The sequence below is a fragment of the Brachybacterium tyrofermentans genome (assembly GCF_014897585.1).
In the GTDB taxonomy this organism is placed as follows: Bacteria; Actinomycetota; Actinomycetes; order Actinomycetales; family Dermabacteraceae; genus Brachybacterium; species Brachybacterium tyrofermentans.
In genome coordinates this window covers 68,365-86,380 of the sequence record NZ_JABUXW010000002.1, presented here as the reverse complement: position 1 = coordinate 86,380, position 18,016 = coordinate 68,365, and the positions used below count along the sequence as shown (strand labels likewise).

The window sequence follows — 18,016 nt, the reverse complement described above, 5'->3', positions numbered from 1 at the left end:
GGGCACCAGCTGCCTTCGAGGGGCGGAGCCGATGCTCCGCCCCTCGATGCATATCTCAACACCTCCTGGAGGAACCCCATGGCCACGTTCGTCGATCGCGTCGAGCTGCAGGTCGCCGCAGGATCGGGCGGGCACGGCGCCGCGTCCATCCGCCGCGAGAAGTTCAAGCCGCTGGCCGGCCCGGACGGAGCCAACGGCGGTCGCGGAGGTGACGTCATCCTCGAGGTCGATGCGTCGACCACGACCCTGCTGAGCTACCACCACAAGCCCCATCAGAAGGCCACCAGCGGTGGCTTCGGCAAGGGCGACCTGCGGCACGGCGCCTACGGCGAGGACCTCGTGCTGTCTGTGCCCGATGGCACCGTCGTGATGGCGTCCGACGGCACCGTGCTCATCGACATGGTCGGCATCGGCACCCGCTTCACGGCGGCCCGCGGCGGCACCGGCGGCCTCGGCAACGCGGCGCTGGCCTCCACCCAGCGCAAGGCCCCCGGCTTCGCCCTGCTCGGCGAGCCCGGCGAGGAGCGCACCCTCGTGCTCGAGCTCAAGACCGTGGCCGATGTGGCCCTGGTGGGCTTCCCCAGCGCCGGCAAGTCCTCGCTGATCGCGGCGATGAGCGCCGCCCGCCCCAAGATCGCGGACTACCCCTTCACGACGCTCGTGCCGAACCTCGGCGTGGTCGAGGCCGGCGACTTCCGGTACACGGTCGCCGACGTGCCCGGCCTGATACCGGGCGCGAGCCAGGGCAAGGGGCTCGGCCTGGACTTCCTGCGCCACATCGAGCGCTGCCACGTGCTCGTGCACGTACTCGATGCGGCGGCTCTGGAGTCGGACCGCGATCCCTTCACCGACCTCGAGACGATCGAGAACGAGCTGGCCACCTACGCCGCCGGGCTCGACGAAGAGGCGGAGACCAGGGTCCCGCTCATGGATCGACCCTCCGTGATCGTGCTCAACAAGACCGACCTCCCCGACGGCACCGAGATGGCGGACATGGTCCGCGAGCGTCTCGCGGAGCGGGATGTGCCCGTGCTGGACGTGTCCGCGCTCTCCCACAAGGGACTGCGCGAGCTGTCCTTCGTGCTCGGTGAGCTCGTCGAGCAGGCCCGCGCCCAGCTTCCCGAGCCGACCGTCGCCCCGATCGTCATCACACCGCGTGCGGTCGACGCGAAAGGCTTCCGCGTGGTCAAGGAGGAGTTCGAGGGCTCGACCGCCTTCCGCGTGGAGGGCGACAAGCCCGAGCGCTGGGTGCGTCAGACCGACTTCACCAACGATGAGGCGGTGGGCTACCTCGCGGATCGTCTGGCGAAGATCGGCGCCGAGGACGAGCTCTTCAAGGCCGGTGCCGTCTCCGGATCCACCGTGCTGATCGGCCCGGGGAACGACGCGGTCGTCTTCGACTGGGAGCCGACGATGGTGGGCGGTGCCGAGCTGCTGATGGGTCGCCGCGGCACCGACAAGCGCCTCGAGGACAATCATCGCGCCACCCGTGAGGAGAAGCGCGAGGACCAGCGGGCGCGCACCGATGCCCGCATGAAGCGCATCGCGGCCATGGACGCCGAACGCCGCGCCGGCCACTGGGCCGACCCGTCGAAGGACGAGGGGAACGCTTGAGCATGGCCGGAACGGAGAACGGGGGCGGCACCGGGCTGCGCCAGCCGGCACGCATCACCGAGCGCGCCGGGCTGGTGGATGCCGGGCGGATCGTGGTGAAGATCGGCTCCTCGAGCCTGACCGACTCCAACGGTCGCCTCGACCAGCTGCGGGTTCAGGAGATCGCGACCACCTGCGCCTGGCTCGGCAGCGAGGGCACGGAGGTCGTCATCGTCTCCTCGGGCGCCATCGCGGCGGCGCTGGGACCCCTGGGCCTCGAGCAGCGCCCGGACTCCGTGGACCTGCAGCAGGCCGCGGCGAGCGTGGGCCAGGCCCTGCTCGCGACCGCCTGGTCCACGGCCTTCGGGGACCACGGCCGGATCACCGGCCAGGTGCTGCTCACGGAGTCCGACGTGATCCGCCCGCAGACGTACCGCAACGTGCGCAGCGCCCTGGAGGCCCTCATGGCCCTCGGGGCGTTCCCGGTGGTCAACGAGAACGACACCACGGCGACCCATGAGATCCGTTTCGGGGACAACGACCGGCTCGCGGCGCTGGTCGCCCAGCTGCTCGGGGCCGACGCCCTGTTCCTGCTCACCGACGTCGACGGTCTGTACACGGCGCCGCCGGAGGAGCCCGGGGCGGAGCGCATCGGGGTCGTCGAGGATGCGGCGCGCCTCGCCGGGGTGAGCATCGGCTCCGTCGGCTCGAAGGTCGGCACCGGCGGCATGGTCACCAAGCTCTCCGCCGCTCAGCTGGCCTCCACCACCGGCACCGCCGCGGTCCTGACCTCGGCCTCGAAGTTCGCCGCCGCCGCGACCGGCGAGGACATCGGCACCTTCTTCCCGGGCCATCACGGCCGCCGCCGCTCCCGCCTGGTGTGGCTGCGCTTCGCGACCCGCGGGGCAGGCACCCTGGTGCTCGACGAGGGCGCGGCCGAGGCGATGCGCACCCGTCGGCGCTCCCTGCTGGCGGTGGGGATCACCGGGGTGGAGGGGACCTTCCCCGATGGTGTCCCGGTGGACATCGCCGCGCCGGACGGCGAGGTCATCGCGCGCGGCCTGACCTCCTTCAGCAGCGACGAGCTGCGAGCCATGACCGGCCGCGGCTCGGCCGAGCTGCGCGAGCTGCTGGGGGAGCGGTTCCGTCGTCCCGTCGTGCACCGCGATCAGCTGGTCGTGCTCTGAGACGGTCCTGTGGCGACCCGGACCGCACCCGTAGGCTCCGGGCATGACTGCACATGCCGTGGAAGACGCCGCCCGCCGTGCGAAGCGGGCCCAGCCGGCCCTGGCGCTCCTGCACCGCGACACCAAGGACGCCGTGCTGCTCGCCATGGCGGACGCCCTGGTCGCCCGCGCCGAGGAGATCGTCACCGCCAACGCCCGTGATCTCGAGGCGGCCGACGCCGCCGGGATCGAGGCGGGCCTGCGCGACCGCCTGGCGCTGGATCCCCAGCGGGTGGCCGCGATCGCCCAACAGCTGCGCGACGCCGCAGGCCTCCCTGATCCGATCGGTGAGGTGATCCGCGGCTCCGTGCTGCGCAACGGCCTCGAACTGCGCGAGGTGCGCGTGCCCCTCGGCGTGATCGGCATGGTCTACGAGGCCCGGCCGAACGTCACCGTCGACGCCGCAGGCCTCGCACTGAAGTCCGGCAACGCGGTGGTGCTGCGCGGCGGCTCCGCCGCCCTGCACTCGAACACCGCCCTGATCGCGGTGCTGAGGTCCGTGCTGGCCGAGCATGACCTGCCCGAGGACCTGATCGTCGGGATCGACGAGCACGGCCGCGAGGGAGTGGATGTGCTCATGCGGGCGCGCGGCCTGATCGACGTGCTGATCCCGCGCGGCGGGGCCGGACTGATCCGCCGCGTCGTCGAGAACTCCCTGGTCCCGGTGATCGAGACCGGAACCGGCAAGACCCACATCCTCGTCGATGCGAGCGCCGACCTCGACCAGGCGAGCGAGATCGTCACGAACTCCAAGACCCAGCGGATCGGGGTCTGCAACGCCCTGGAGACCCTGCTGGTCCACCGCGACGTGGCCGAGGCGGCGCTGCCGCTCCTGGCGGCCCCGCTCGCAGCGGCCGGGGTGCGCCTGCACGCCGACGAGGAGACGGCACGGATCCTGGCTGCGGCGGGCACTGGAGCGGAGGTCGTGCCGGCGACCGCGGAGGACTGGGACACCGAGTACCTCGCCCTCGAGCTCGCGGTGAAGGTGGTCGTCGACCTCGATGAGGCGCTCGAGCACATCCGGGCCCACTCCACCGGGCACACCGAGTCGATCCTCACCCGGGATCTGCGCTCGCAGCAGCGGTTCCTGGCCGAGGTGGACTCCGCCGTGGTCATGGCGAACGCCTCGACCCGCTTCTCGGACGGCGGCGAGTTCGGCTTCGGCGCGGAGATCGGCATCTCCACCCAGAAGCTCCACGCGCGAGGTCCGATGGGACTCGTCGAGATGACCACGGGGAAGTGGCTCGTGATCGGCCAGGGGCAGGTACGGCCGTGACCGCGCTCCCATCGTCTGCGCCGGGGCGTGAGCAGGGCGCGTCCCTGTGGGATGATGGCCCGGTCACTCCTGGAAAGGCCTAGAACACCATGATCGACCAGCTCATGATCCTTGCCGAGGCCGGCGAGCATGCTACCGGCGGCGTCACGCCGCCGATGGTGGGCATCGGCGTCTTCATCATCATGCTGATCCTGCTCGGGATCACCTATCTCACCGGTGGGACCAACCAGCGCAAGCGCAGGGACTCCGACAGGCACGGCGATCACTGATCGCCATGGAGCAGCAGCGACGACGGATCGGCGTGATGGGCGGGACGTTCGATCCCATCCATCACGGTCACCTCGTCGCAGCCAGTGAGGTCCAGAGCGTCTTCGGCCTCGACGAGGTCGTCTTCGTCCCGACCGGCCGCCCCTGGCAGAAGGCCGAACGGGAGATCTCCGATCCGGAGCACCGCTATCTGATGACGGTGGTGGCGACCGCAGCGAACCCCGTGTTCACGGTCTCGCGCGTCGACATCGACCGTCCCGGCTCGACCTACACGATCGACACCCTGCGGGACCTGCACCATCAGCAGCCCGAGGCGGACCTCTTCTTCATCACGGGCGCCGACGCGCTGCAGTCCATCCTCACCTGGAAGGACTCCGAGGAGATCTTCTCCCTCGCGCACTTCGTGGGCGTCACGCGTCCCGGGCACGAGCTGGACACCTCCGGCCTCCCGGCCGACGGGGTCAGCCTGATCGAGGTCCCGGCGATGGCGATCAGCTCGACCGACTGCCGTACCCGCGTCGCCGCGGGAGGACCGGTGTGGTACCTGGTCCCCGACGGCGTCGTCCAATACATCAACAAGTACGCCCTCTACACAGGAGGTGACGGCGATGACTGACTCCGACACCACTCCGCGTCGCGGACGACGCGCCCGCGCGCTGAGCCCCGAGGAGAGCGCCGCGCTGGAATCGCGCTCGGCCGTCGCGACCACCGATGACCAGGCCGCGGTCCCCGGCGTGCGCGGTGCCGTCGAGCCGCCCGATGCGGCGGCTCCGGTGCCGACCCTGCGCAAGTTCGGCCGGCGCGCCCGCATCATCGAGCTCAGTGAGGATCCGGAGCAGGCCACGTCTCCCGAGGGCGGTTCTGACCCGTCGACCGACAGCACGGCTGGGCACGACGGCGCAGCTGCCTCCGACGGTGCAGCTGACTCCGACGACCCGGAGGCTTCGGTCGATACGACGAGCTCGGGCGACACGTCCGCCTCGGACCGCTCGGCAGCCGCCGACGGCGCTGTCGCCTCGGAGGGCCCGGCCACGCAGAAGCAGTCGCCGCGCTCCGCGGGCTCGAGCGGCACGAGCAGCCCGACGGGCTCGTCATCCTCGCAGACCGCGGTCATCGACCGTGACGCCGACGGGGTCGAGCTGGGGGAGCTCTCGGTCACCGAGGCCCCCTCCCCGCGACCGGCACCTCGTTTCGAGGGCAAGGTCCTCCACCGCGCCGAAGGGTCGGGCAGCCGCTCGTTCATCTGGCTGGTGTGGGCTCTCGTCGCGATCGCCCTGGTCGCGCTCGTCATCCTTCTCCTGACCGGGGTCCTCGGCCCCGGGGAGGCCTCCGCCCTGGACGCCTCCGTGCAGAACCTGTTCACCGATCATCTCGTCCTCAAGGAATCAGCCGCGTGAGTGCACCCGAAGAATCCCTCGACCTGGCCCGAGTGGCCGGTCAGGCCGCCGCCGACAAGCTCGCCGACGAGGTGATCGGCCTCGATGTCTCCGAGCAGGTGGTGATCACCGACGTGTTCCTCGTGTGCAGCGGGGACTCCGAGCGTCAGGTCTCGGCCATCGTCGACGGCGTCGAGGAGGCGCTGCTCCGGGAGCGCCGTCGCAAGCCGCTGCGCCGCGAGGGCCAGCGGGATGCGCGCTGGGTTCTGCTGGACTACGGCGACATCGTCGTGCACGTCCAGCATGCCGAGGATCGCGCCTACTACGCCCTCGAGCGGCTCTGGCGCGATGCGCCCGTGCTGGACCTGCAGATCGCGGACCCCGCGGCGTGACGCCCGCCCGCTCCACCGGCAGTCCTGTGCGCACGCGCCTGATCCTCGTGCGCCACGGACAGACGGACTACAACAAGGAGGGTCGCCTGCAGGGCCAGGTGGACATCCCCCTGAACGAGACCGGGACCCGTCAGGCCGGGGTGCTCGCCGCCGCGGTGGCCGCGAATCCGCCCGACCTCATCGTCGCGTCGCCGTTGGGCCGTGCCCGTGACACCGCGCAGATCGTCGCGTCCTCCTGCGGCCTCGAGGTCTCCACCGACGCCGCGCTGATCGAGCGCAGCTTCGGCACCTGGGAAGGACTGCGGGGCGAGGAGATCCGTCGGCACTGGCCGACCGAGCACGCCGACTGGCGCGCGCATCGTCCGGTGATCGGCCTGGGGCTCGAGGACCGTCCGGCGGTCGCCGAGCGCATCGCGGAGGCCTGCCGTCGCCTGGTCGCCGAGAACACGGGGCGTACCGTCATGGTCGTCTCGCACGGCGCGGCGATCACCCTGGGCATCACCGCGCTGCTGGGGCTGGACGCCGATGACTTCCGGGGCATCGCCGGGCTGGAGAACTGCCATCGGTCGGTGCTCGAGCCCCTCACCTCGGACACCACAGGTCAGCTCATGAGGTTGGTGTCACACAACCTGGCTCCCGATTTCACCTGAGCCGACGATCGGGGTAATCTTGACGAGTCGCCTGATGAGGGCGACACCCGATACGGGGCTATGGCGCAGTTGGTAGCGCGCTTCCATGGCATGGAAGAGGTCAGGGGTTCGAATCCCCTTAGCTCCACTCGAGAAACCGTGAGACAGTGACTCGTCAGAAGGGCCCCACCGCGAGGTGGGGCCCTTCTGCTGTCGTGTCCCGGGCTCAGCGCTCGCTGTCGAGCTGCTCCATGAGGGCGGTGGGGTAGCGGTCGCCCTGGGCGGCGCCGACGGGCAGGGCGGCGTCGATCCGAGCCAGGTCCTGGTCATTCAGCTGCACGGCCGTGATGCCGAGCATCGAGGTCACCTGATCCAGGCGCCGGGACCCGACGATCGGCACGACGTCCTCGCCGCGCGAGGCGACCCAGGCGATCGCGAGCTGCGCCATCGAGATGCCCTTCGTCGCGGCGATCCCCTGGATCTGCTCGAGCAGCGCGCGGTTGCGGGCCAGGTTCTCGCCCTGGAAGCGGGGGAAGATCTCCCGAGAGCCTCCGGAGCGCCCGGCGACCAGGCCCTTGGCGAGCACGCCGTAGGCGGTGACGCCGATCCCCAGCTCGCGACAGGTCTCCAGGATCCCGTTGGTCTCGATCTCCCGGGTGAGCAGCGAGTACTCGATCTGCAGATCGCTGATCGGGGCGACGGCCGCGGCCCGACGGATCGTCTCGGGACCGACCTCGCTGAGGCCGATGTGACGCACGTACCCGGCCTCGACCTGCGCCTGGATCGCGCCGATGGTCTCCTCGATCGGCACCTCGGGATCGAGCCGCGCGGGCCGGTACACGTCGAGGTGGTCCACGCCGAGCCGGCGCAGCGAGTAGGCGAGCGAGGTGGCGACGTTCTCGGGGCGTCCGTTGAACCCCCGCGGCATCCCCGTCGACGTGATCGTGGCGCCGAACTTCACCGAGAGCACGGCGTCCTCCCGGGATCGTTCCTGCAGGGCCCGGCCGATGAGCATCTCGTTGTGCCCGGCGCCGTAGAAGTCGCCGGTGTCCAGGAGGGTGCCGCCGGCATCGAGGTAGGCGTGGAGCACGCGCAGGCTCTCGGCGTCGTCGGTCGGTCCGTAGGCACCGGACAGGCTCATGGCGCCGAGACCCGGCGAGGTGACCGTCGGTCCGGTCGCGCCGAGGCGGCGGGTGGTGGGCGCAGGGGTGATGGATGCGGGGGTGATGTGCTCTGTGGTGGTCATGCCGTTCAGCCTGGACCGTCGACGTACGACGCACGAGGCCCGGTTCATCCGGGGAGAGGCCGTCCCTGGATAGCGCGCCGGGCGAGGAGGAGGATGGGTCGATGATCGATCGACAGGGCCTCGCCGATTTCCTGCGCCGCCGCCGCGAGCAGCTGCGTCCGGTCGACGCCGGTCTGCCCGAAGGGTCCCGGCGCCGCACGCCCGGGCTGCGCCGCGAGGAGGTCGCGATGCTCGCCGGCGTCTCGGTGGACCATTACACGCGCCTCGAGCAGGGTCGGGGCTCGGCGCCCTCAGCCGGGGTCGTGCTGGCCATCGCCCAGGCGCTGCACTGCGACCGGGAGCAGCGCGACCATCTGCTGCGTCTGGGCGGTCACGCCCCGCCCCCGCGGCGCGCCGGCCATCATGTGCGCCCGGGCCTGATCGCCCTGGGGAACCGGCTCACGGACCTCCCCGTCGTGATCCTGACGGATCTCGGCGAGGTGCTCTGGACCAATGCCCTCGGCACGGCACTGGTCGGGGGAGTGCTGGGGGACACCGCTCGGGACCGGAACCTCGTGCGGCGATGGTTCACCGACCCGTCGGCCCGACTGATGCCCTCGGACCACTGGGAGAGGATCTCCGCCGCCCACGTGAGCGATCTGCGCGCCGCGTTCACCCGCCGCGGCGGCGACGCGGAGGTCACCGCGCTGGTCGACGAGCTGGAGGAGCGCAGCGGCGAGTTCGCCCGGCTGTGGGCGCTGCACGACGTCACGCAGCGCCAGATCGATCAGAAGGTGTTCCTGCATCCTGAGATCGGGGCCATCGAGCTGCGCTGCGAAGTGCTGCTCACCCCCGACGAGGACGTGTCGATGCACGCCTTCTTCCCGCTCGAGGGCACGGACGCCGCGCAGAAGCTCGAGCTGCTGGGCGTCATCGGCACCCAGGTGCTGCGGGACGCGTGACCCCGCGCGGGCGGAGGCTCAGATCCCCTTCGCGAGCCGGGCGATGACGTCGGCCGCCGGGCCCTCCGGCGCACTGCGCCAGCCGGTCCCGGCCCACAGATGGAGCCGGTCGGTGTCCCCGGCGGCGCCCGCCGCACGGCGCAGCTCCCGCGTGAGGTGATGGACGGCGGGATAGGCCGTCGGCGCCGACGCCTCATGGCGGTCGATGAAGCCGTTGCGCAGCGAGCGTGCCGGCCGGCCGGTGAACGCCCGGGTCAGCGCCGTCGCCGTGAAGGACCGATCCGCGAGGGCGGCGCGATGCGTGGGGGAGGTCCCGGCCTCGTCCGTGCGCAGCAGCAGGGTGCCGACGGCCACGGCCCGAGCGCCCGCGGCGAGGATCCGATGCACCGCGACCGGTCCGTCCACGCCGCCCGCGCCGATGACGGGGAGGTTCGTGTCGGCCACGACCTGGCGCACCAGCTCGGGCGTCCGGATCGCAGGAGGCGTGCGGGAGGGGTCGTGGATGGCGCTGTGCCCGCCGGCGTCCGGTCCCTGGACGACGAGGCCGTCCACTCCGAGCTCGGTCGCGGCCCATGCCTCCTCGGGCGAGGTCACGCTGGCCAGCACCGTCGTGCGCACGGCATGCAGAGCGGCCACGTGCTCGGCGGAGGGGAGCGCGAAGGTGAAGGACACGACCGGGACCGGGCTGCGCGTGAGCATCTCGAGCTTGTCCTCGAAGGAGTCGTCATCTGTGCGCGGCGCCGGGTCCAGGATGACCCCGTAGGCGTCGGCCTCCGCGGCGAGCTCGGCGGCATAGGACGCGAAGGCCGCCTCGTCGATCGTGCGCGGCGGGAGGGCGAAGAGGTTCACCCCGAAGTCCGCCCCGAGTCCCCGGACGGCGGCGATCTCCGCGCCGAGCGCAGCGGCGCTCTTGTTCCCACCGGCGAGGAACGGGAACGCGCCCGCGGAGGAGACCGCCTCGGCGAGGCCGACGGTGGAGGGTCCGCCGGCCATCGGCGCGGCGACGAGGGGCAGGCGGGAGTCGAGCAGAGCGGGGGTCATGCCCTCGATCCTCGCAAACGGATCACGCCGCCGGCGATCATGCCCAGGATCGGCAGCAGCGGCCAGATCCAGTGCAGCCCGTCCGGGCCGACCATCCCGGCGTCGGCCATCACCGCGAGCCCCGCGCAGACGAGCACGGCGGCGAGGATCGGCCGCCACAGGGGCGGGGCGGGCCGGTCGTCCTCGCGAGGATCCTCGAACCGGCCGAACACCAGCACCATCACCCCGGTCAGGGCGAGCAGCACCAGCGCCCACAGCGGCCGCGTCGCCCACCAGATGCCGCTGAGGGGCGCGGGCCCCAGCCCGATGCCGCCCAGGGCGAGCAGGAGATGGGACAGGCCCACGAGGGCCGTGAGGTGCCACAGGAACCACGTCATGATGCGCTGGTTCACCAGCACCGTGACGAACCAGAGGCGGGGACGGCGCAGCAGGGCGGTCAGCGGCCGCTCCAGCAGCAGCACGAGGCCGGCCTGCAGCATTCCCAGGAACGCCATGGTCACGCGGGTGGGGCTGGAGTTGCTGATCTCGTCGGCCCCCGAGGTGATCATCGAGACCGGGTACGGGCCGAGGCCGACCAGCAGGGCCAGGCCCACCGCACCGATGCCGACCAGGGCCAGGCGCCGAGCGGGGCCCTCCAGCCGCCCGTCGAGCCAGGCGAAGCCGACCTGGTGGAAGCTCGCCCACACCAGCACGTAGTTGGGATAGCCGAGCAGCGGTTGGTCCAGGCCGATGCTCACCGCATCGACCACCCCGGCGAGTGCGATGCCGCCCACGATCGACCACCAGGCGAAGCGTTCCCACAGCACCAGCAGGGGAGGGGCGACCACGATCACGAGCAGGTAGGCGGCCAGGAACCAGGTGGGCACCAGCGCCATCTGGGTGGCGAGCTGCAGCGCCGTGTTCGGGGCGCCGGCGGCGAGCGCGATCACGCTGATCACGAGCCAGGCGATCAGCAGCGGCAGCAGCGGGATCCCGAGCCGACGCAGCCTGGTGCGCAGCCACTGCGCGTAGCCGACGCCCTTGCGCCGGGCGGAGCGCCACGACAGGGCGTTGGAGTAGCCGCCCACCAGGAAGAAGATCGGCATCACCTGGAAGATCCAGGTCAGCGGATGGGTCCACCGGGCGGTGTCGAGCACGCCGTGGGGTGAGATCCCGCCGTCGGCATCGACCGCGACGATCGTCCAGTGCCCCAGCACCACCACGGTGATCGCGGCGGCACGCAGGAAGTCCACCACCCGGTTGCGCGAGTCGGGAGTGGCGGCATCGACCTTCTGGGCGCGGCTGAGGCGCGGTGTCGTCATCGCAGCAGACTAGTCGGGCATAGACAGCCTGCGAAGATGAACGTATGAGCGAGAGTGCAGATCATGTGTCCGAGGGGGAGCGCGTCACCGCTCGGCTGCGCGAGGAGATCCTCGACGGGGTGCGCGCGCCCGGCAGCCGGCTGGTCGAGCGCGAGCTGGCGGAAGGGCTCGCGGTCAGCCGGGTCCCCGTGCGCGATGCCCTGAAAGCTCTGGCCGCGGAGGGCCTGGTGACCCTGCGGCCCCGCACCTGGGCCGTGGTCCGTGAGTTCTCGGCGAAGCAGTCCCGGGAGGTCCGAGAGGCACGGGAGGCACTGGAGAAGGCGGTGTTCCCCCTCGCGGCGGAGCGGCGCACCGAGGAGGGCCTGGAGCGTCTGCGAACCGTGCTGGAACGGGAGCGGGAGGCCGCACAGCAGGGGGACGGTGTCGTCGCGCGTCGGGCGGCCGCAGACTTCCACGAGGTCGTCATCGAGCTGTCGGACAACGAGGTGCTCTCGGAGATGGGACGGCTCCTGGGCAGCCGGATGCGCTGGTCCCTCTCCCAGCACGATGACCTGCTCGAGATCGTCCGGGGCCACGAGCAGCTCTTCGCGGCGATCGCCCGGCAGGACGTCACCGGGATCGGGCACCTGGTCGTGGAGCACCTGCGCAGCGGCGAGGAACAGGCTCGCATGCGGCACAGGGACCCCGGGGGGCCGGCAGGGAACTTAGGTCGAGTCCGGCCCGGGTGAGTCGAATCGCGCCGGGCCAGGTCGGAACGGTCAGGGCGAGGCGGAGCAGTCAGGGCGGGGCGGAGCGGACATCTCGGAGCCGGATCTGCGGCGCGCCGACCCCATTTCGGTATACCATTTCTGCATGACGCTCACGATCCTCCGCTCCATCCGGCCCTGGGGTCACGATCCCGCCGACCTCCTGATCGACGGCGACACCGTCGCGGCGGTGCTCCCGCCCGGAGGGGAGGCGCCGGAGGGAGCCGAGGTCATCGACGGGCGCGGCATGCTCGCGCTTCCCGGACTGATCAATGCGCACGCTCACGTGGACAAGTCCTGGTGGGGTCGGCCCTGGGTGTCCTACGGCGGTGAGCCGACGACGCAGGGGCGCATCGCGCACGAGCGCGCGGAGCGGGACGCCCTCGGGATCCCGGGGCCCGACGTCACCGAGCGCGTGCTGAGGGAGTTCCTCCGTCATGGGACCACCGCCGCCCGCAGCCACGTCGACGTCGATCTCGGGGTCGGTCTCGACGGCATCGCCGCGGTCCAGGAGGCGGTCGCACGTCTGGAGGGCGCGCTCGAGGTGGAGATCGTCGCCTTCCCGCAGGACGGCGTGATCCGGCGCGAGGGTGTCCTGGAGCTGCTGGACCGTGCGGCGCTCGCGGGCGCGGACAGCATCGGCGGACTGGATCCCTGCCTCATCGACCGGGACCCCGTCGGCCAGCTCGACGGCCTCTTCGACATCGCCGCGCGGCACGGCTGCGGTCTCGACATCCATCTCCATGCCGGGGGCGAGCTGGGGGCCTTCGAGTACGAGCTGATCATCGACCGCACCCGCCGCGCCGGGCTCGAGGGAAAGGTGAACATCGCCCACGGTTTCGCCCTGGGGCAGCTGCCCGCAGGTCGGCAGGAGGCCCTGCTCGAGGAGCTCGCGCAGCTCGGCATATCCTGGAGCACCGTCGCCCCCATCGGGTCAGCGCCGCTGCCCTGGGCCCGGATGCGCGACGCCGGCGTGGGCCTGGGGCTGGGCACCGACGGCGTGCGCGATCTCTGGTCCCCCTACGGGGACGGTGACCTGCTGCGGGTGGCCCTGGACTTCGCACGGCTGCACGGGGGGCGCCGCGACGAGGACCTCGTGCAGGTCGCGCGGCTCGCGTCCAGCGACGCGGCAGGGTTCGTGCACCGCGAGGTGCACGATCTCGTGCCCGGTGCCCGCGCGGATCTGATCCTGATGGAGGCGGAGAACGTGCCCGACGCGATCGTTCGCGCCCCGCGCCGGGAGCTCGTGCTTGCCGGCGGACGCGTCGTCGCCCGGTCCGGCGAGGTGCTCATCTGAGCATGCGGCGCACCGGTTGGCGCAAGATCGTGCGCAGGCGCTCCGGGGCTGCGCGACGCGGGTCCCCGAGATAGATCTCGTGGTGCCGGCCCGTCATCTCCAGGTCCCGAGCGGGGATCACCTCGTGATGCATCTGCTCGAGCACCGGGCCCTCGGCGTCGTAGGGACCGACGTGGAGGGTCTGCACGCACAGTCCCTCGGCGAACTGCTCCCAGCGCACGGCTCCCGCGGTCTCCACCTGCTCCGCCGTGATCCACGGCGGCGTCATGAGCATCAGACGCCAGTGCCACCGGCTCTTGTCGCGCAGGGCGGTGAACGCCTCCATGTCATCGGCCCACCACAGGCCCTCCAGCGGTGGGACCACGTAGTCCCGGCCGAGTGTCCTCCGGCTGCGGAATTTCAGGGCGTACGCGAGCGGGTAGAGCTCCCCGAGCGCCGCCTCGTAAGCCGGCGACGTGTTTGGATCGCCCTGCCCGTCGATCATGAGGAAGTGCATCGAGGGGACCTCGAGGGTCCGGAAGGTCCCGCGGCGGGCCCGGTAGGTCTCGAGATCCTTCTTCACGTCGAGCTTCCGTGCTACCTGAGGTGTCATAACTGGCGCCATTCGACCTCTATCTCGACCAGCGCCGCGTCCATGTGGCGCAGCACCCGTACGGTCGCCTCGAGCTCGGCAGCGGTGAGGTGACCGCCGACGCGCCCCATCAGTTCATGCTCCCGCCCGATGACGGCGCCGATCGCCTCCCGGCCGGCAGGGGTGATGCGCACCAGGGACGAGCGCCGGTGGGCAGGATTCTCCACCAGCTCCACGAGATCCGCGCCTCGCGCGTCATGGACCATCCGCTGGACGAACTGACGGCTGAGATCCTGCTCGTGAGCCAGCTGGGGGACCGTGAGCTCGCCACGGCGTCGCAGCTGATCCAGCACGTTGCGCACTCCCACGGACAGCCCGCTGCTGTGCCCGTCGTGCTCGACGATCCGGGCGACTCGCCGGTAGACCGGCCCGATCGCCACATAGACCTCGGCGAGGCGTTCCGCGAGCGCATCGGGGGGAAGCGCATCGCGTGAGGAGGGTGTGCTCATCGGCCCAGTATGACAACGGGGTTGTCATAGGCGAAAACTATGACACCCTAGGTGTCATGATCCCCACGGTGCATCACCTCGACCTGTCCGATCAGCGCATCGCCTTCTACGACGAGGGTGACCCCACCTCCGGCGCGCCGCCGCTCGTGCTCCTTCATGGCGGCGCCGTGGACAAACGGCTGTGGCACCCTCAGCTCGCAGCTTTCCCCGACAGGCGGATCATCGTCCCCGACGCGCGCGGCCACGGCGGCTCCTCGGACGCCGAGGGGGAGCACCGTCTGGTCGACGACGTCCTCGCCCTCCTGGATGCCCTCCACCTCGAGCAGGTCGTGGTCGTCGGAATCTCGATGGGCGGCGGAACGGCCGGTGACCTCGCCCTCGAGCACCCTGAACGGGTTGCAGGGATCGTGGTCTGCGGCACCGGGACGAGCGAGCCGGAGTTCACCGATCCCTGGGCCCTCCAGGCCTTCGGGGACTGGAGGGCCGCGGAGCAGGGAGGTGACCTGCAGGCCTGGATCGACGTGTTCCAGCGGTTCACCGCAGGCCCGACGCGGACGCTCGACCAGGTGGACCCGGCGGTGCGTGACCGCATCGCCATGATGGCCAGGGATACGGTCGTCGGCCATCTGCGCACCGCGCCCGACGGGACCCCGGTGCCGCCGCCGGCACCGACCGCTGTCCGGGACACCTGGGAACGCCTTCCTGGACTGGAGGTTCCGGTGCTCGCCCTGTGCGGCGCCCTCGACGGGGCCGACCATCGTGCCAACGGCCGTCGCCTGGCGGATGTCGTCCCCGACGGCCGCTATGTCGAGGTCCCCGGCGCCGCCCACTATCCGAACCTCGAGGAGCCCGAGCTCTTCGACTCCGCCGTGCGCGACCTCCTCGATCGCGCGGCGTCACGGGTGTCCTGATCGGTGCGGGAACCGAAGCTGCTCCTGCAGGCGTCAGCAGACGGTCAGGATCTCGGCGCCGTCCTCGGTGATCGCGATCGTGTGCTCCGTGTGCGCCGCCCGCGCGCCGGTCGCGCTGCGCAGCGTCCAGCCGTCGGCATCCACCACGAGCTCGTCCGTGTCCTCCATGACCCAGGGTTCGAGCGCGAGCAGCAGCCCCGGGCGCAGGCGGTAGCCGCGCTCGGCACGACCGATGTTGGGCACATGCGGGTCCTGGTGCATGGTCGACCCGATCCCGTGGCCTCCGAACTCGGTGTTCACGGGATAGCCCGCTCCCTGCAGCACGGCGCCGATCGCCGCCGAGACGTCGCCCAGGCGGGCCCCTGGGCCGGCCGCGGCGATCCCGGCCGCGAGGGCGCGCTGCGTGGTCTCGATCATCGCCACGCTCCGTGCGGGTCGCTCCGTGCCGACGACCACGCTGATCGCGGCATCGGCCGCGACCCCGTCCCGGAGCACAGCGAGGTCGAGGGTCAGCAGGTCACCGTCGGTGAGCGCCTGGTCGCGGGGCATCCCGTGCAGCACGGCATCGTTCACGGCGGTGCAGACGTAGTGGCCGAACGGGCCCCGGCCGAAGGGCGGCTCGTAGTCGACGTAGCAGGACTCCGCGCCGGCGTCGAGGATCAGCTCGCGGGCCCAGGAGTCGATCTCCAGCAGGGAGGTGCCGATGACGCTGCGGCTCGCGAGCTCCTGGAGGATCTCGGCGACGAGTCGCCCGGTGCTCCGAGCGCGCGTCAGCTCGATGGGAGTGAGGATTTCGATCATGGGTGCCTCTCAGACTGTACCGATAACTATCCCGGTAATCCTATACCGGTATTAGTATGGGCAGCATGGTCCGACTACCTCTCACACCCCACGAGATCGCCCGCGGCGAGCGGCTCGGCGCTCTGCTCCGCCGAGCCCGCGGAGACCGGTCGATGCTCGAGATCGCGCTCACGGCCGGGGTCTCCCCGGAGACGCTCCGCAAGATCGAGTCCGGTCGGGTCGCGACCCCGGCCTTCCCGACGATCGCAGCGATCGCCGGTGTGCTGGGCCTGTCGCTGGACGAGATCTGGGCGACGATCAGCGAGTCCGCGAGCGAGCTCGCCTCATAGCGGTCTGCCTCCTCGAGGTCCGCTTCCCCTCCTCCACGAGGAGGCCGTGCAGCTCCGCGAGCTCGGCGACGGTGAAGTCGGCACGCGCCAGGGCCGGGGCGATCTTCCGGCGGAACGCCGGGTAGGAGCCGGGCACCTCGGGTCCCCGCTCCCGCAGCACCCGTCGGGCGTACTCATCGCACACGAAGGCCGGGCGCTCGAAGCAGTACAGGCCGATCACGTCGGCCGTCTCCTCGCCGATCCCCTCGACCCCCAGCAGCTCCGCCCGCAGCGCGGCGTCGTCCATCGCGCGGGCCGCCTCGCCGCGCTCCTCCACCCACCGGGCCAGCGCCTGCAGCCGTCGGGGCTTCGTGGTCGGGAACCCCGAGCCGCGCACGAGCTCGCGCACCAGCTCCTCGTCGGCGCCCGCCAGAGCGCCCGGCTCCAGCAGGCCGGCCGCCCGCAGCGCGATGATCGACAGATCGGCCTGCTCCCAGCGGCTGCGCTGGACGAGCACCGCGCCGACAGCGATCTCGAAGCGTTCCTCTCCGGGCCACCACCAGCCCTGCGGCCCGTGCTCCCCGAGCAGCTCCTGCTGCAGGGCGCGCAGATCGATCACGCGGCGCCCAGGGGCGCGCTGTCGGGATGGCTCAGGGTGAGCAGCGCGCGCCGCACGTGCGGATTCTCCTCGAGCTGGTCCTCGATGGCCTGGACGGTGTCCTGCAGTGCCGATTCCGCGGCGTCCCCGGAGAGGTCCACCGACGCGACCACGAGGAGCTGATCCGCGCCGACCCACTCGGTGTGCAGGAAGCGGACGCTCTCCACCTCGGGATGCTCCTGCAGCATGCGCAGCAGCTCGGCGCTGGCCTGCGGGGAGGCGCCCTCGCCGGTGAGGAACGCCGTGTTGCGGGCGATCAGGAGGATCGCCACCACCCCGAGCAGCAGACCCACCAGGATCGAGCCGATCGCATCCCACACGGGCTGACCGGTGAGCTGGTGCAGGCCCATGCCGAGCGCGGCGAGCACCAGGCCGATCAGGGCGCAGGCGTCCTCGGCGAACACCGCCCGCAGCATCGGATCCGAGGTCGTGCTCACGTGGCGCAGCGGGCTGACCCGGCGCGACCGGGCCCCCCGGCGTGCCTGGCGCAGCGCCTGCAGGAAGGAGAAGCCTTCCAGGACGAAGGCGATGCCGAGCACCAGGTAGGCCCAGCCGTACGGGACGCCCTCGGTCTCCTCGGTCCCGAGGGACTGGATGCCGTGCCAGACGGAGACCCCGGCGCCGACGGCGAACAGGCCGATCGCGGCGAACATCGCCCACACGTAGCTGTCGCGGCCGTACCCCATCGGATGGGAGCGGTCGGGCTCCCGTCGGCCCCGGCGCTCGCCGATGAGGAGGAAGATCTGGTTGCCGGTGTCCGCCCAGGAGTGCACGGCCTCGGCGAGCATCGAGGCGGAGCCCGTCAGCAGCGCGACAACCGTCTTCGCGATGGCGACCAGCAGATTCGCGAAGAACGCGATCATCACGGTCAGCCCGCTGCTGGAGCTCTCCTGCGTCGAGGTGTCGTCCATGAGCCCATTGTGCGCC

Annotated in this window: 21 protein-coding genes and 1 tRNA gene; 14 read left to right on the top strand and 8 right to left on the bottom strand. The window is 71.4% G+C overall.

Annotated features, from left to right (window positions below):
• The first annotated feature begins 78 nt into the window (after positions 1-78).
• The 9 genes from obgE (at position 79) to INT49_RS01590 (ending at position 6,907) form a co-directional block, all read left to right on the top strand.
• Entirely contained in the window at positions 79-1,614 is a 1,536-nt protein-coding gene (obgE, locus tag INT49_RS01630) for a GTPase ObgE (RefSeq protein ID WP_193115980.1), read from the top strand.
• A gap of 2 nt (positions 1,615-1,616) precedes the next feature.
• Entirely contained in the window at positions 1,617-2,780 is a 1,164-nt protein-coding gene (proB, locus tag INT49_RS01625; protein WP_193116130.1) for a glutamate 5-kinase, read from the top strand.
• Between the two features lie 43 nt (positions 2,781-2,823).
• Positions 2,824-4,095, top strand: a complete 1,272-nt coding sequence (locus tag INT49_RS01620) for a glutamate-5-semialdehyde dehydrogenase (protein ID WP_193115979.1) — start codon at positions 2,824-2,826, stop codon at positions 4,093-4,095.
• Positions 4,096-4,184: 89 nt separating this feature from the next.
• On the top strand, positions 4,185-4,364 hold the full coding sequence (locus tag INT49_RS01615) for a hypothetical protein (RefSeq protein ID WP_193115978.1): 180 nt from the start codon (positions 4,185-4,187) through the stop codon (positions 4,362-4,364).
• Between the two features lie 5 nt (positions 4,365-4,369).
• Positions 4,370-4,978 (top strand): nicotinate-nucleotide adenylyltransferase, encoded by a 609-nt coding sequence (gene nadD, locus INT49_RS01610; RefSeq protein WP_193115977.1) that lies wholly within the window; start codon positions 4,370-4,372, stop codon positions 4,976-4,978.
• Positions 4,971-5,759: a hypothetical protein gene (locus INT49_RS01605; protein WP_193115976.1), complete on the top strand. Its 789-nt coding sequence runs from the start codon at positions 4,971-4,973 to the stop codon at positions 5,757-5,759. The genes nadD and INT49_RS01605 overlap by 8 nt, the downstream gene beginning before the upstream one ends.
• Positions 5,756-6,130, top strand: a complete 375-nt coding sequence (gene rsfS, locus INT49_RS01600; protein ID WP_193115975.1) for a ribosome silencing factor — start codon at positions 5,756-5,758, stop codon at positions 6,128-6,130. Before INT49_RS01605 ends, rsfS begins: the two co-directional genes overlap by 4 nt.
• Positions 6,127-6,780 (top strand): histidine phosphatase family protein, encoded by a 654-nt coding sequence (locus tag INT49_RS01595; protein ID WP_193115974.1) that lies wholly within the window; start codon positions 6,127-6,129, stop codon positions 6,778-6,780. The genes rsfS and INT49_RS01595 overlap by 4 nt, the downstream gene beginning before the upstream one ends.
• Positions 6,781-6,834: 54 nt before the next feature.
• A tRNA-Ala gene (locus INT49_RS01590) sits at positions 6,835-6,907 on the top strand.
• A 78-nt stretch (positions 6,908-6,985) separates the two neighbouring features.
• On the opposite strand, the gene INT49_RS01585 is transcribed toward INT49_RS01590, so the two are convergent.
• Positions 6,986-8,005 carry an aldo/keto reductase gene (locus tag INT49_RS01585; protein ID WP_193115973.1) on the bottom strand — a complete coding sequence of 340 codons (1,020 nt, stop codon included), beginning with the start codon at positions 8,003-8,005 and terminating at the stop codon, positions 6,986-6,988.
• A gap of 101 nt (positions 8,006-8,106) precedes the next feature.
• On the opposite strand from INT49_RS01585, the gene INT49_RS01580 reads away from it, so the two are divergent.
• Positions 8,107-8,946 (top strand): helix-turn-helix transcriptional regulator, encoded by an 840-nt coding sequence (locus tag INT49_RS01580; protein ID WP_193115972.1) that lies wholly within the window; start codon positions 8,107-8,109, stop codon positions 8,944-8,946.
• Positions 8,947-8,964: 18 nt separating this feature from the next.
• Here INT49_RS01580 and INT49_RS01575 read toward each other — a convergent pair whose 3' ends face one another.
• Together INT49_RS01575 and INT49_RS01570 are read right to left on the bottom strand one after the other, a co-directional pair.
• Positions 8,965-9,987 carry an NAD(P)H-dependent flavin oxidoreductase gene (locus tag INT49_RS01575; protein WP_193115971.1) on the bottom strand — a complete coding sequence of 341 codons (1,023 nt, stop codon included), beginning with the start codon at positions 9,985-9,987 and terminating at the stop codon, positions 8,965-8,967.
• On the bottom strand, positions 9,984-11,288 hold the full coding sequence (locus INT49_RS01570) for an acyltransferase family protein (RefSeq protein WP_193115970.1): 1,305 nt from the start codon (positions 11,286-11,288) through the stop codon (positions 9,984-9,986). The genes INT49_RS01575 and INT49_RS01570 overlap by 4 nt, the downstream gene beginning before the upstream one ends.
• Positions 11,289-11,332: 44 nt before the next feature.
• Between INT49_RS01570 and INT49_RS01565 the strand changes: the two genes are divergently transcribed.
• Both INT49_RS01565 and INT49_RS01560 read left to right on the top strand, forming a co-directional pair.
• The gene (locus tag INT49_RS01565; RefSeq protein WP_193115969.1) at positions 11,333-12,016 is read left to right on the top strand and encodes a GntR family transcriptional regulator; all 684 of its coding nucleotides are present in this window, start codon (positions 11,333-11,335) and stop codon (positions 12,014-12,016) included.
• 124 nt (positions 12,017-12,140) lie between these two features.
• Positions 12,141-13,331 (top strand): amidohydrolase, encoded by a 1,191-nt coding sequence (locus INT49_RS01560; RefSeq protein ID WP_193115968.1) that lies wholly within the window; start codon positions 12,141-12,143, stop codon positions 13,329-13,331.
• On the opposite strand, the gene INT49_RS01555 is transcribed toward INT49_RS01560, so the two are convergent.
• Positions 13,324-13,923 carry a GyrI-like domain-containing protein gene (locus INT49_RS01555; protein WP_193115967.1) on the bottom strand — a complete coding sequence of 200 codons (600 nt, stop codon included), beginning with the start codon at positions 13,921-13,923 and terminating at the stop codon, positions 13,324-13,326. The genes INT49_RS01560 and INT49_RS01555 overlap by 8 nt on opposite strands.
• Positions 13,920-14,411, bottom strand: a complete 492-nt coding sequence (locus INT49_RS01550; protein WP_193115966.1) for a MarR family winged helix-turn-helix transcriptional regulator — start codon at positions 14,409-14,411, stop codon at positions 13,920-13,922. The genes INT49_RS01555 and INT49_RS01550 overlap by 4 nt, the downstream gene beginning before the upstream one ends.
• Before the next feature lie 56 nt (positions 14,412-14,467).
• Here INT49_RS01550 and INT49_RS01545 point away from each other — a divergent pair, with 56 nt between their 5' ends.
• Entirely contained in the window at positions 14,468-15,322 is an 855-nt protein-coding gene (locus INT49_RS01545) for an alpha/beta fold hydrolase (protein ID WP_193115965.1), read from the top strand.
• 33 nt (positions 15,323-15,355) lie between these two features.
• On the opposite strand, the gene map is transcribed toward INT49_RS01545, so the two are convergent.
• Positions 15,356-16,123, bottom strand: coding sequence for a type I methionyl aminopeptidase (map, locus tag INT49_RS01540; protein WP_193115964.1), 768 nt, complete (start codon positions 16,121-16,123; stop codon positions 15,356-15,358).
• 65 nt (positions 16,124-16,188) lie between these two features.
• Here map and INT49_RS01535 point away from each other — a divergent pair, with 65 nt between their 5' ends.
• Positions 16,189-16,452, top strand: coding sequence for a helix-turn-helix domain-containing protein (locus INT49_RS01535; RefSeq protein ID WP_193115963.1), 264 nt, complete (start codon positions 16,189-16,191; stop codon positions 16,450-16,452).
• On the opposite strand, the gene INT49_RS01530 is transcribed toward INT49_RS01535, so the two are convergent.
• Together INT49_RS01530 and INT49_RS01525 are read right to left on the bottom strand one after the other, a co-directional pair.
• Positions 16,421-17,050: an endonuclease III domain-containing protein gene (locus INT49_RS01530; protein ID WP_193115962.1), complete on the bottom strand. Its 630-nt coding sequence runs from the start codon at positions 17,048-17,050 to the stop codon at positions 16,421-16,423. The genes INT49_RS01535 and INT49_RS01530 overlap by 32 nt on opposite strands.
• Positions 17,047-18,000 (bottom strand): cation diffusion facilitator family transporter, encoded by a 954-nt coding sequence (locus INT49_RS01525; RefSeq protein ID WP_193115961.1) that lies wholly within the window; start codon positions 17,998-18,000, stop codon positions 17,047-17,049. Before INT49_RS01525 ends, INT49_RS01530 begins: the two co-directional genes overlap by 4 nt.
• Positions 18,001-18,016 lie beyond the last annotated feature (16 nt).